The following is a 12815-nucleotide window of genomic DNA, read 5'->3' on the forward strand; positions in this document are numbered from 1 at the left end:
GAAGTGTGGAAAGAATACATAAAGAACCAGAAGCCTAATGACCCTGATGATGACTTCAGTGTATTGTAGCCCGCCTTCAGGCGGAATGAACAGCTTTCAGCCGTAATTTGAAGCTACCGGCTTTAGCCGGTAGTCGTTCACATCTGGTGTAGGCGTAGAGTAGGCACTTTCGTTAAAATAAGGGCAAATTCGAACAAATTTCTTCAAACAACTTACACCAAGAACATGGTGTAATTATATGATAATAAAAAGAATATACAAGACCTTAAAACAGCCTAAAAGTAACACTCAAAAATCTTAAAATCCCTCGGTGGTAACACCGTGCCGGTTCGATTCCGGTCCTGGCACCATTTCTCAGTTGTTTTTAACAGATTTGGTTTTTTCGAAAATTTATAGCAGGAACTATCTTTTATCACTGCTTAGCCTCTTACTCGTTCCTGTAATTTTCCCATCTATGACTATTCCGAGGTTAGATATAAAGAGGCTACATTCCAATCCTAGAAAACTGATGTTTTTAGTGCTAGACTGTTTGATAGTATTTTATAAATAAGTGTTCTATCAACAGGTTGGCTCGATATGCAAGATGTTTTCCATCTACAAAAACCGAAGAAGCTTCCATTTTTGGAAGCTGTCTGTTGGGATTTGGGCAACATAAATCAGCTTGACCAGGATGAGATTCTCAACCGATATGAACGAGGTTGGGAATATAGAGGTGTTTTAGCTGATCTTGAAGGTGATGAAAAAGCATTTTTAATACCGCTTGCCAAGGCTAAAGGATCTTGGTTGCAAGTGAATGTTTGATCACAAATATCATCAAAAAATCCTCCTTGGCCAGGATAACATTAAATGCTCCAGATGAATTTGACTGGGTACCTGTGCCATGCTTAAGCTTTGAAGATCAGTGCACTGAAAAACTTTTAGCAAATGCTGATCGCTGGCCTGATACATCTATTAAGTCACGTGATTTGATTGATTTGGCCGTTTTAAGACTTCAAAATAAAATACCAGATGTAGCCGTGGCTAAAGCAGAAGCTGCGTATCCAGTTAAGTCGCCTTTGCAAGAAGCGGTAAGTAAGTTTCAAGGTTCTGCTAAGCATAGGAGAAAATGCTTTGCTGCCCTTGAAATCAAAAAGACTTCATTAATTATTGATGGAATTGATTTATTAGCTGATGGTCTTGGAATGAAGAAGACTGAAAGAATGCCTGATGAAATGAATGATAGTAAAGCAAGTTGAGGCAGGAAACGCAGTTAATAGCGAGCTATTGACAATTTTTCTAACGAAAATCAGGCATAAAGGCTGGTACCAGCGGTGACCTGATAATTACGTTGCACATCTTCCATTAGCTTGAGGTTTTGCTGACGACTATTGGATACCTGAGGTTTTTCTGTGGCGGGATCGGCTTCTTTTTCTATACGTTTATTGCCCTGCGTCTCTGTTGGTGGATTGGTGGTGAGTTCAACGCGTGCTTCCTGTGCCATAGAGATTGCCCGGGCGGCGACACGTCGATCCTGCTGCGAGGGTGTTGCAGGTGCGAGCGCAGCACGTTGAATCTGCTCGGCCTTGTTTATCGTTGCCTTGGGGTCGCCATTAATTTTGCCGGTATCAATGCTCACCTCACCACCTGTGGCATAGCGTTTGCCATTGGGGCCAACGCTGTAGCTGAAACTGGCTCCACCCTGGGCGAGGGTGCCGGCGGCACTTAGATGGGCTTGTTCATGATTGCGAACTTCTCGATCACGGCTCTGTAGTGTTTGTACCTGGCGTAGTTCGGATTGGCTCAGTTCCTGTTCAATACTCTTGCTCGTGGGCTGGTTCTTTTGATCTGTTTTTACTGAGGCTTCATTGGTTTTTTTGTCGGCACTTGCCTGAATGTCTTTATTCGATGTCTGAGAGTCTGCGGGCTTATTATCATTAGACAAGGCAGGGGTGACCCCCGACTTGTAGAATGTATTAGTAGAACTCCCGACACCTGTGATCATAGTTTAATCTTGTCTTTTACAGTGGGAATGCTCGCATGCCAACCATAGCGTTCGTAGAGCTCATTTTGTAGAATCAACATCTTTTCCAGTTCGCCGTGTATTAGATAGAGTCGCGGTTTCTGGTCGTGAAACTGACCTGCCCAGGCCAATAGTTCATTTTGCCCGGCGTGAGCAGATAGGCCGCCAAGGGTGTGTGTTTGTGCCTGAACAACAAATTCTTCACCCATAATCTTGACGTGTTTAGCGCCTTCAACCAGTGCGCGACCGACTGTGCCTCGAGCCTGGAAGCCGGAAAAGATGATATGGCTTCTTTTGTGCCAGAGGTTATGTTTGAGATGATGCATGATACGCCCACCGGTACACATACCGCTACCAGCAATAATAATAGCACCACCACTGATTTTGTTCAGTGCCATAGACTCTTCGGTGTTGTGGGTAAAGGTCAGGATGGGTAGCCATTTCTTCCAACCACCTTTGATCAGTTCATTAAAATGGGGGTGTTCATCATTGTATAGTTGACTGTTATGGGCATAGATACCGCTCACGGCAGTTGCCATTGGGCTATCCAGATAGACCTTTTGTTGTTTCAGGGTGCCATGTTGATAGAAACGCCCGAGGTGGAAGATCAGATCCTGGGTTCGACCGACAGCAAAGGCAGGGATGAATACATTGCCGCCATCCTCCATCGCTTCATCGAGGATCTGCTGGAACTCGATCAGGGTATCTTCAAGGGGGCGGTGATTGCGATCCCCGTAAGTAGACTCCATTAATAACACATGAGCATCCTTGATTAACTCGGGATCTTGTAGCAGAGGATCACTCTTGTTGCCAAGATCACCCGAGAAGACGATCTTGCGTTTATGTGGGCCATCCTTAACCCATAATTCAACAATGGATGAGCCAATAATGTGCCCGGCATCATTAAAACAGACTTCAACATCCGGGTGGATCTGAGTTTTTTTGCCGTACTCAACGGTGTGAATCAGACCCAGGGTCTTTTCAACATCATCCAGATCATAAAGCGGTTCAACAGTTTCTTCGCCATGACGTTGAGAGCGGCGGTTTTTCCATTCGGCATTCTTTTGCTGGATAAAGGCGGAATCCTTTAACATGATCTCCATTAATTCGAAGGTCTGCGGGGTGGTGTAAACGGGGCCATGGAAACCATCACGAATCAATTTGGGTAACAGACCCGAGTGATCGATATGTGCATGTGAGATAACAACCGCATCAATGGTCTTAGGGTCAAATAGAAAGGTCTTGTCGGTGGTGGGTTTGCGACGTTGGTTTTCTTGCGTCATGCCGCATTCAAGCAGAATACGCCCCTGGTCGGATTCAATTAGATAACAGGAACCGGTTACCTGTCGGGTTGCGCCGAGAAATTGTAATGTAGCCATGCCAACCTCCTTGTGGATAAAGGTTATCATTTCATTACCACATCTTTTAATATACACCTTATGAGTTTTGATCACCATCATATTTGGCATCCTTATACCTCAATGACAAATCCTGGCCCGGTATGGCCGGTGCGTTCGGCGAGTGGGGTGCGTTTATGCCTGGAGGATGGTAGAGAATTAATTGATGGCATGTCGTCCTGGTGGGCAGTTATTCATGGTTATAACCATCCGCGATTAAATCAGGCACTACAGCAGCAGATGGAACAGATGAGTCATGTCATGTTTGGTGGGCTGATCCATCAGCCCGCTGTTGATCTGGCGCGGTTGTTGATTGATATCACCCCTGATTCGCTACAACATATATTTTTTGCGGATTCGGGTTCAGTGGCGGTTGAGGTTGCGATCAAGATGGCGACACAGTTCTGGTTTGCCCAGGGATATCCGCAAAAGTCGCGTCTATTGACTATCCGTCAGGGTTATCATGGCGATACCTTTGGTGCCATGGCAGTCTGTGACCCAGAGAGCGGGATGCACCATCAGTTTACCCATCTGCTGGCAAAACACTTTTTTGTTGCCGCCCCGGTTTGTCGCGATGATGACTCTTGGCAGGATAGCGAACTGGATGAGATCAAGACGCGTCTGCAACAATCCCATAATGAGATCTCAGCCATTATTCTTGAGCCGCTGGTGCAGGGCGCGGGCGGTATGCGTTTTTATTGCCCGCAATATCTAACAGCAATACGTGCGTTGTGTGATCAATATGATATCTTGTTGATTGTGGATGAGATCGCTACCGGGTTTGGTCGTACCGGGACGCTATTTGCTTGTGAACAGGCGGCTATTGAACCGGATATTATGTGTCTGGGTAAAGCGCTGACCGGTGGTTACCTGACTCTCGCGGCAACGCTGACAAGTACACGGGTGGCAGAAGGAATATCGGCGGATGGTCAGGGCGTGTTGATGCATGGCCCTACCTTTATGGCAAACCCCCTTGCCTGTGCCGTCGCCATTGCCAGTGTCGAGTTATTGCTAGAGGGTGACTGGCAACAACAGGTCGCTAATATTGAACAACAGTTAACAGTTGGCTTGATGTGCAACCTTGATTTTGATCATGTGCGTGATGTGCGTGTCAAGGGTGCTATTGGTGTGATCGAGTTCAAACAGAAGATTGATATGGCGTGGATGCAGCCCTTTCTGGTCGAGCAGGGGGTATGGATTCGACCTTTTAATAATCTGCTCTATATTATGCCACCTTATATTATTGATAATAATGATCTCGGAATCTTGATCAGAGCGATGAATCAAGGGGTCAGAGCTCTTGATTTTAAAATCAAGTGCTCTGACCCCTTGATTTTGTGATCTAATAGCATCCTATGTTCAAACCAATCGAATTATTTATCGGCTTACGCTATACGCGTGCCAAACGCCGCAATCATTTTATCTCCTTCATATCCATGACCTCGATGCTGGGTATTGCCCTGGGGGTGATGGCATTGATCACCGTGTTGTCGGTGATGAATGGCTTTGAGGAAGAGTTGCGTTCACGCATCCTGGGTATGGCGGCGCATGGCACCATCAGCGCCTCGGGTCGAGGGCTGGATAATTGGCAGGAGATTATTAAGCAGGTAAGGGCGCATGAAACAGTGGAGGGTGCGGCTCCTTACATTCGTGGTGAGGTGATGATTACGCACGGCAAACAGGTTGCCGGGGTTGTTCTGCGCGGCATCCTGCCACAACAGGAACCGGCTGTTTCTGATTTTGACAAGGTTATGAAAAAGGGTGAGCTAACTTCACTGGTGGCCGGGAAATACGGGATTATTATGGGTAAGGAGTTGGCCTGGACGCTGGGTGTTGATGTCGGTGATCGGGTGACTATCGTGAGTCCGCAAAGCATTGTTACGCCTGCCGGTGGTTTACCGCGCTTACGTCGTTTTATAGTGACCGGTTTGTTTGAAGCAGGGATGTATGAATATGATCGCGGTGTTGTATTAACCCATATGGCTGATGCTGCACGCCTGTTTCGTATGCAGGATCAAGTGACGGGTATACGTCTTCGTTTTGACAACATGTTTGATGCGCCAGCAATCGTGCGTAATATTGCCAATGAGATGCAGGGTTATTATCGAATCTCCGATTGGACGCAGCAGCATACTAATTTCTTTCGTGCGATTAAAACCGAGAAGCAGGTTATGTTTGTCATCCTTGCGCTGATTGTGGCAGTGGCAGCATTTAATATCGTTTCCACCCTGGTGATGGTGGTGACGGATAAGCAATCCGATATTGCTATTCTACGCACTCTGGGTCTGAGTCCGCGCTCGGTGATGGGGGTGTTTCTGGTACAGGGGATCATTATTGGCCTGGTCGGCACCTTGCTTGGGGTATTGAGTGGTATCGCATTGGCTAATAATGTTGAGACTCTGGTGCCGGCTATTGAACGATTTTTTGGTGTGCAGTTTTTGCCGCCGGATGTCTACTATATTAGCCAATTACCATCGCAACTTGAGATGACTGATGTCGGGTCAATTGCTGTGGTATCACTGGTGTTAAGTTTTTTAGCGACTTTATATCCAGCCTGGAGTGCGGCACGCACACACCCGGTTGAGGCATTACGTTATGAGTGATCAAGTGGTGCTTTCCTGCCGGAAATTGAGCAAGGTATTTGCACAAGGTGATGTCTGCGTTGAAGTGTTCAAACAGGTTGATCTGGAAGTACAGCAGGGTGAACGTATCGCGATTATTGGTGCCTCTGGTGCCGGTAAAAGCACCTTGTTACATCTGTTGAGTGGACTGGATCAGCCCAGTGCTGGTGAGGTGTTTATTGCGGGACATAATATCAGTCGGTTAACGGATGCTGAACGTGGGACGATACGGAATCAGTTGCTGGGTTTTGTTTATCAGTTTCATCATCTGTTACCTGAATTTACTGCGCTGGAAAATGTTGCGATGCCACTCCTTATCGGTGGGCTATCCGGTCAACAGGCACAGGAGCGGGCACGAGCCATGTTGGCCAGGGTGGGGCTTGAACAACGTACCTTACATAAACCCGGAGAGCTATCCGGTGGTGAGCGTCAACGAGCCGCCGTTGCCCGGGCATTGGTGACGCATCCGCGTTGTGTGCTGGCGGATGAACCAACGGGTAATCTCGATCATCAGAATGCGGAACAGGTCTATCAATTGATGCTGGAACTCAATCAGTCGATGGGCGTGAGTTTTATTGTGGTGACGCATGATATGACTCTGGCCCAGCGTATGGATCGTATCCTTGAACTGAGGGATGGGGTGCTTCATTTGGTAGAGTAACATTGTGTTCTGATATTCATATATGTCTATTTTTGTATTTTTTGAGTACTTGGTAACCCCAGATCCAGAGTATGCCGTAGTAGGCAATGGTAGCGAGGATGGCTCCGGTAGCAAAGCTACCTAGTAGTAGAGGTTGCCATATCTGATCCATTACACTGACCAACCATTCAAAGGTGTTTTCTGAATCATATTCCAGTATCTGTGAGTTTAACATCCAGGCACCCAGTTTATAGGTGGTGTAATATATGGGGCCCATGGTTAAGGGGTTGGTTATCCATACCAGTGCCACAGAAAAAGGCAGGTTGACGCGAAAAATAATGGCGAATCCTGCTGCAATTATCATTTGCAAGGGCATAGGGATAAAGGCACAGAAAATGCCGACAGCCCCGGCGCCCGCCAGTGAACGACGGCTTAGATGCCAAAGATGAGGGTCTAGTAGATGGTCGCCAAACCAGGATAGATACTTGTGTTCTTTTAATTGCTGATGATCGGGGAGATATTTTTTAAATAATCTTTTCGGCATAGCTGGAGGAACCTCTGATCAATTATATACTCTTACATGGGTAACAATAAAGATCTATAAGGACTTTTTATTCAAGGATGAATATGATTATCTACAGTCTGGCTCTATTGGCGGGTATTGGCAGCCTGCAATTTTTCTCACAATTACCTGAATATTATTTTCTATATGGTCTGTTATTGTTGCCATTGTGCCTTGTACGCACATCAACTCGTTGGCTAGCATGGATGATCTTTGGTTTCTACTGGGCATGGTTTAATGCCGCACAGGTGTTGGATAAACGTCTACCCAAAGAGCTTGAGGGTAAGGATCTATTGGTGCAGGGTTATGTTGCTTCCATTCCGGATCATAGTGCTCGTCGACAATCTTTTCTATTTGATGTCAAACAACGGTTGGAGGATTCTAACGGGCAGGACTTTCCGATACGCATCAAGATGTCGTGGTATTACAGTCAGGCATCGCTTGAGCCGGGGCAATTCTGGCAGTTCAGGGTGCGTTTGAAGCGACCTCACGGGATGTTGAATCCGGGTGGCTTTGATTATGAACAATGGATGTTCAGGGCTGGGATTCAGGCCAGTGGTTATGTGCGCAAGGATGCTATGAATCGGCTGTTACGAGAGGATAGGTGGGCTTATCCGTTGACCTACTGGCGTTATCATCTGGCAATGCGCCTGAATAAGTTGCTCTCGGACGATGCATCGGCGGCCTTTATTCCAGCGCTCACCATCGGTCAGCGTAGGGGTATTACTACCCACCAATGGGATGTGTTACGCATTACCGGCACTGGACACCTGATGGCGATATCAGGCTTGCATATTGGTCTGATATCCGGTTTTGTTTACCTATTAACCAGGCTGTTGATGAGAGGGCTTATTATAGGGCGATTATTGCAAAGACCATGGTCGGTCAACACCATCTCATCCCTTGCTGCAATGATTGTGGCCTTGATTTATGCTGCCCTGGCCGGTTTTTCTGTGCCGACACAACGTGCCTTGATAATGGTGTTGATGTTCTTTTCTGCGACGTTATTGAAACGTCATATCAATCCATTTCACATCTTGTCCAGCGCATTGATAATCGTTTTACTCATAGATCCAGCCGTTGTATTGTCCGCCGGTTTCTGGTTATCCTTCCTGGCGTTGTATAGTATCTTTTATTTGCTGTTGTCTGATTCAGGTGATGGCGGTAAGTGGTTAAAATATGGTCGTCTTCAACTCATGTTGTCGACTGCATTGGTTCCTGCGAGTCTATTGTTTTTTCAACAGGCATCATGGTTGTCACCCTTGACGAATCTATTGGCAATTCCGTGGATGACCCTACTGGTCGTGCCATTAAGTCTGATCGGCACGGCTCTATTACTGCTGGATGAAACGCTGGCAGGATTTATTTTACAGTTAGCGGTTCAGACTATGGACTGGATATGGGTGTTTCTTGAGTATTGTGCGCAAATCCCGTTATCACAGTGGTTTTCTCCCGCTCCTTTATTAGGATTGTTGCCCCTGGTTGTTGCCGGTTTATTGTTGTTATTATCCCCTCGAACGGTGCCGTTGCATCTATTAGGTCTATTCATCCTGTTGCCTCTTTTATTGATGGATCAACCACGCCCCTCTGTTGGTGCGGTCTGGTTAACGCTGCTGGATGTGGGGCAGGGAACTTCGCTGGTGGTGCGAACAAAAACACACACGCTGGTGTTTGATGCCGGTGCTCGATATAGCGATAGCTATGATATGGGGCGTAGTGTTGTCGCCCCTTTTTTGACGGCCAAGGGGATTGATACGATTGATTATTTAGTAATCAGTCATGGTGATAATGATCACATGGGTGGGGCGCGTTCATTGTATCAGTTGCTGGATATTAACAAAGTCTATTCTAGCGTAAACAAAGGACTGGAATGGATTAAATACACACATTGTCGTAAAGGTGATGGATGGCAGTGGGATGGTGTAAGCTTCCTGTTTTTGTACCCCTCTGATGAAGGTGGACTTTCGGGTAATAATGCCTCTTGTGTGCTCAGGGTTGAGGCATCGAATGGCGATGTAATGTTGTTGACAGGTGATATTGAAAAAGAAGCTGAAGAAATTCTATTGGCGACTAATAAAGCATTGTTACAAGCACGTGTTTTAGTAGTGCCGCATCATGGCAGCAAGACTTCATCGGGCATACAGTTTATAGCGGCCGTTAATGCGGAGTATGCCTTGATCTCCTCTGGTTATAGAAATCGATTTCGTTTGCCCGCTGAAGAGGTGGTGAAACGTTATCAGGAACATGGGGTAACGGTGATGAATAGTGCCAGGGAAGGGGCGATTACGTTTTATCTGAATGAATCAGGACAGGCACTACGGATAGAACGTTATCGTGATGTTGCACAACGTTATTGGCATTAAGATCCCCCCGCGCGAGGATGACAAAACAGGTAGGGTGCCGCACTGCGCACCATTCCAAGACGCAGAGGTACACAGAGAGCAGGGGGTTATATTGTTTTTTTGTTGATTGACTGTGGTATTTCACTGGCTGGCATGGGGCGATCAATATAATAGCCTTGTGCCATATCACACCCCATATCCATCAGGGTGTTAAGAGTCTTAATATCTTCAATGCCTTCAGCGGTGACCAACATATCAAGGCTATGGGCTAATTCGATGGTGGATTGTATGATGACGTGATCTTTTTTACTGTCATGGATGTATTCTACGAAGCTGCGATCAATCTTTAGTTCGTAGGCTGTTAATTTTTTAAGATGGCTCAGGGAGGAATAACCGGTGCCGTAATCATCAATAGAGAGTTGGATATTGAGTTGTTCCAGCTGCTTGAGGTTATCCATTATAATGCGCTGTTCATCCATCAGGGCACTCTCTGTGATCTCTAGAATGAGTTGCTTGGCCGGTATCTTCCATTTTTTCAGAAGGTCGTGAATCTCATTGCTCAAATTGGGGTCGCGCAGGTTTTGTACCGATAGATTAACAGAGACCGTTAGGTCGACTCCTTGTTGGTACCATAAGGTGTATTGTTCCATCGACTTGTTCAATGCCCAGGAGGTAAAGGACTGTATCAATCGTGTCTGTTCAATGATAGGGATGAAGTCATTGGGTGGAATAAACCCGTGAACAGGATGGTTCCAGCGACTAAGTGCTTCAACCCCGGTGATCTTTCCGCTGTGGAGATCCAGTTTAGGTTGGTAATATAGTTCCAGTTGATCTTCTTGTATGGCATCTCTCAGATCACTCATCAGGCTATGTCGGGAATGTTGAGCCTGATTCGCATCCGGGCAATAGGTGAAATAACCGTCCTTGTTTTGCTTAGCTGAATACATGGCAATATCAGCACATTTTAGTAATGTTGATACTTCGGAACCATGGTCAGGGTAAATGGCGATACCGATACTGGCATCCAGAAACAGGTGATGGTTTTCAATCTCAAAGGCGGGTTCAAGAGCCATCAACAGGGCATTGGCGACATCTTGAGCTGATTCCTTATCTACATTATGTGAAACAACAGCAAACTCATCACCACCGAGGCGGCCAATGGTATCACTGTTCCTGATGGCCTTTTGCAGACGTGTGCTAACCTGTTTGAGTAATTGATCACCGGTTTCGTGACCCAGATTATCGTTCACTTCCTTGAATTTATTCAGATCAATCATTAGTACAGCAAGATGCTCATTGCTACGTGTTGCCTGCCGTAGATTTTGTTCCAGTCGATCCAGTAACAGAAAACGGTTGGGGATTCCGGTCAGGTGATCATACAGAGCCAGTTGTTTGAGTTCACGGTTGGCTTCTTCCAATTTAAAATTACTGGCCTTCAGGTTCTTCAGGTATTGCTCGGATAATTTTTGTGCCTCTTCCAGTTCCTCCACGGCCATTGCGTTTTCAATGGCAATGGCAACCTGGCTGGCGAAGATGGTTAGAATGCTTAGATCACGTTCATCAAATTTACCGCCGCCTTCCTTATGCATCCCGGTTAGTCCACCAAGCAGCCTTCTTTTACCAATTAAGGGGATCATTATTATGGTTTCGGCATCCTTTCTCCATACCTCACGATCCTGTTCATTCATATCATCCAGGACACCGGTCCACCACGGGGCTTTGTGTTTCCATACCCAGCCACAGACGCCGAAATTAACAGGAAGGGATTCGCCGATAATCTCTTCTGTATTTTCACCACAGCCAGCAGCATAAGTGTATTCGGTACAATCCTTGTTAAGAATCGGGAGCAATACTGTTTTGGCGTTAATCAGGGCTTTGGTGTGTTGGGTAACAAGTTTAAGCACCACATCCAGCTTGAGTTGGCTGGTGATGGCATTGGAAGTATCCACCAGGAGCTGGATCTCGTGATCATCCAGATGTAGCATGTGCGGGTTGTTTATGAACGGGTTTTCCATGGTGATGAAGGTCTTCCTGGTATAAATATCGATCAAATTATAAGTGTTATGTGGACGAATAAACTGTTTTCTACCTTTTAAGGGATATAATTTAGTTCCAGATCAGAGTCTATATCAGTATGATACCTGAAATCTTGAAGAAATATTAAGTGAAAGGAATATATCAGGTGAAAATATATGTTTGAGCTTATTCAGGCGGGTGGTCTGTTAATGTGGCCTATATTGATTTGTTCAGTGGTTGCCCTGGCTATTATAGGGGAACGTCTGTGGAGTTTGCAGGTTCAACGCATAGCACCACAGGATCTATTGCCTCAGATATGGACCTGGATACGTAATAATGAACTGAATAACGCACGTTTGCAGGATCTTCAATTATCTTCTCCTCTGGGTAAGATTATGGCCTCCGGTTTGACTAATAGAAGTCATAGTCGAGAGATTATGAAAGAGGCCATCGAGGACTCAGGTCGTCATGTTATCCATGAACTGGAACGTTATCTGAATACTTTGGGTACCATTGCCGCAACCACGCCTTTACTCGGTTTATTAGGTACAGTCATTGGTATGATCAAGGTGTTTTCAGCGATTACCACGCAAGGGGTCGGTGATGCAGCACCATTGGCGGGCGGGATCTCCGAAGCTTTATTGACCACGGCTGCTGGTTTGGTCGTTGCAATCCCTAGTCTGATGTTCTATCGCTATTTCCGTGGACGTGTAGAAATGTTGGTGATGTTGATGGAAGAAGAGGCAATGAAGATGCTTGAAATTATGCATGGTGAACGTGAGTCAGAAGACAATGCATTGGACATCAAAAAATGAATCTTCGTATGAAAAAGAATGATGAGTTGGACGTTAATCTAACCCCTCTGATTGACGTTGTTTTTTTATTATTAATCTTTTTTATGGTGTCCACGACCTTTGAGAAAGAGGCCTTGATGCATGTGGATCTGCCCGAAAGTGTTACCGCACCTATCGAGAGTATTGATCAACCCCTTAGTATCACTATTAATGCAGAGGGACAATATAGTGTGAATGACAAGGATCTCGCTAGTACAGAATTATCGGTATTGTCTACCGCAATTGCTGCTGTTGCCGGTGAACAAAAGGATCTTCCGGTACTCATACGTGCTGATGCGCGTACCCCTTACCAGGCCGTAATTACGGCAATGGATGTTGTGAGTCGACAAGGTTTGTCAAAGGTCTCATTAGCAACCATGGCGGCAAAATAATATTGGCAAAGTA

The 12815-nt window shown here is 45.9% G+C and carries 10 protein-coding genes and 1 pseudogene; 7 read left to right on the plus strand and 4 right to left on the minus strand.

The window, feature by feature from the left end:
- Nucleotides 1-576 precede the first annotated feature (576 nt).
- Nucleotides 577-1235, plus strand: a pseudogene (locus tag GXP22_04380) (nucleotidyl transferase AbiEii/AbiGii toxin family protein).
- A gap of 50 nt (nucleotides 1236-1285) precedes the next feature.
- Here GXP22_04380 and GXP22_04385 read toward each other — a convergent pair.
- Nucleotides 1286-1981, minus strand: a complete 696-nt coding sequence (locus GXP22_04385) for a hypothetical protein (GenBank protein NOX08717.1) — start codon at nucleotides 1979-1981, stop codon at nucleotides 1286-1288.
- A complete protein-coding gene (locus GXP22_04390; protein ID NOX08718.1) occupies nucleotides 1978-3378 on the minus strand; it encodes an MBL fold metallo-hydrolase in 1401 nt (466 codons plus the stop codon). The genes GXP22_04385 and GXP22_04390 overlap by 4 nt, the downstream gene beginning before the upstream one ends.
- Nucleotides 3379-3438: 60 nt before the next feature.
- On the opposite strand from GXP22_04390, the gene bioA reads away from it, so the two are divergent.
- The 3 genes from bioA to lolD are packed head-to-tail and all read left to right on the plus strand — an operon-like array spanning nucleotide 3439 to nucleotide 6678.
- Complete coding sequence (bioA, locus tag GXP22_04395; GenBank protein NOX08719.1) at nucleotides 3439-4737, plus strand: adenosylmethionine--8-amino-7-oxononanoate transaminase; 1299 nt, start codon at nucleotides 3439-3441, stop codon at nucleotides 4735-4737.
- Nucleotides 4738-4751: 14 nt separating this feature from the next.
- On the plus strand, nucleotides 4752-5999 hold the full coding sequence (locus tag GXP22_04400; protein ID NOX08720.1) for a lipoprotein-releasing ABC transporter permease subunit: 1248 nt from the start codon (nucleotides 4752-4754) through the stop codon (nucleotides 5997-5999).
- Nucleotides 5992-6678 carry a lipoprotein-releasing ABC transporter ATP-binding protein LolD gene (gene lolD / locus GXP22_04405; GenBank protein NOX08721.1) on the plus strand — a complete coding sequence of 229 codons (687 nt, stop codon included), beginning with the start codon at nucleotides 5992-5994 and terminating at the stop codon, nucleotides 6676-6678. Before GXP22_04400 ends, lolD begins: the two co-directional genes overlap by 8 nt.
- A gap of 16 nt (nucleotides 6679-6694) precedes the next feature.
- Here lolD and GXP22_04410 read toward each other — a convergent pair whose 3' ends face one another.
- Nucleotides 6695-7201 (minus strand): DUF2062 domain-containing protein, encoded by a 507-nt coding sequence (locus GXP22_04410; GenBank protein ID NOX08722.1) that lies wholly within the window; start codon nucleotides 7199-7201, stop codon nucleotides 6695-6697.
- A gap of 77 nt (nucleotides 7202-7278) precedes the next feature.
- On the opposite strand from GXP22_04410, the gene GXP22_04415 reads away from it, so the two are divergent.
- Nucleotides 7279-9582, plus strand: coding sequence for a DNA internalization-related competence protein ComEC/Rec2 (locus GXP22_04415; protein ID NOX08723.1), 2304 nt, complete (start codon nucleotides 7279-7281; stop codon nucleotides 9580-9582).
- Between the two features lie 86 nt (nucleotides 9583-9668).
- Here GXP22_04415 and GXP22_04420 read toward each other — a convergent pair whose 3' ends face one another.
- Nucleotides 9669-11576 carry a bifunctional diguanylate cyclase/phosphodiesterase gene (locus tag GXP22_04420; GenBank protein ID NOX08724.1) on the minus strand — a complete coding sequence of 636 codons (1908 nt, stop codon included), beginning with the start codon at nucleotides 11574-11576 and terminating at the stop codon, nucleotides 9669-9671.
- A 177-nt stretch (nucleotides 11577-11753) separates the two neighbouring features.
- Here GXP22_04420 and GXP22_04425 point away from each other — a divergent pair, with 177 nt between their 5' ends.
- On the plus strand, nucleotides 11754-12392 hold the full coding sequence (locus tag GXP22_04425) for a MotA/TolQ/ExbB proton channel family protein (GenBank protein NOX08725.1): 639 nt from the start codon (nucleotides 11754-11756) through the stop codon (nucleotides 12390-12392).
- Entirely contained in the window at nucleotides 12389-12802 is a 414-nt protein-coding gene (locus tag GXP22_04430; GenBank protein NOX08726.1) for a biopolymer transporter ExbD, read from the plus strand. Before GXP22_04425 ends, GXP22_04430 begins: the two co-directional genes overlap by 4 nt.
- Nucleotides 12803-12815 lie beyond the last annotated feature (13 nt).

Source organism: Gammaproteobacteria bacterium (genome assembly GCA_013151035.1).
Lineage (GTDB): Bacteria > Pseudomonadota > Gammaproteobacteria > JAADJB01 > JAADJB01 > JAADJB01.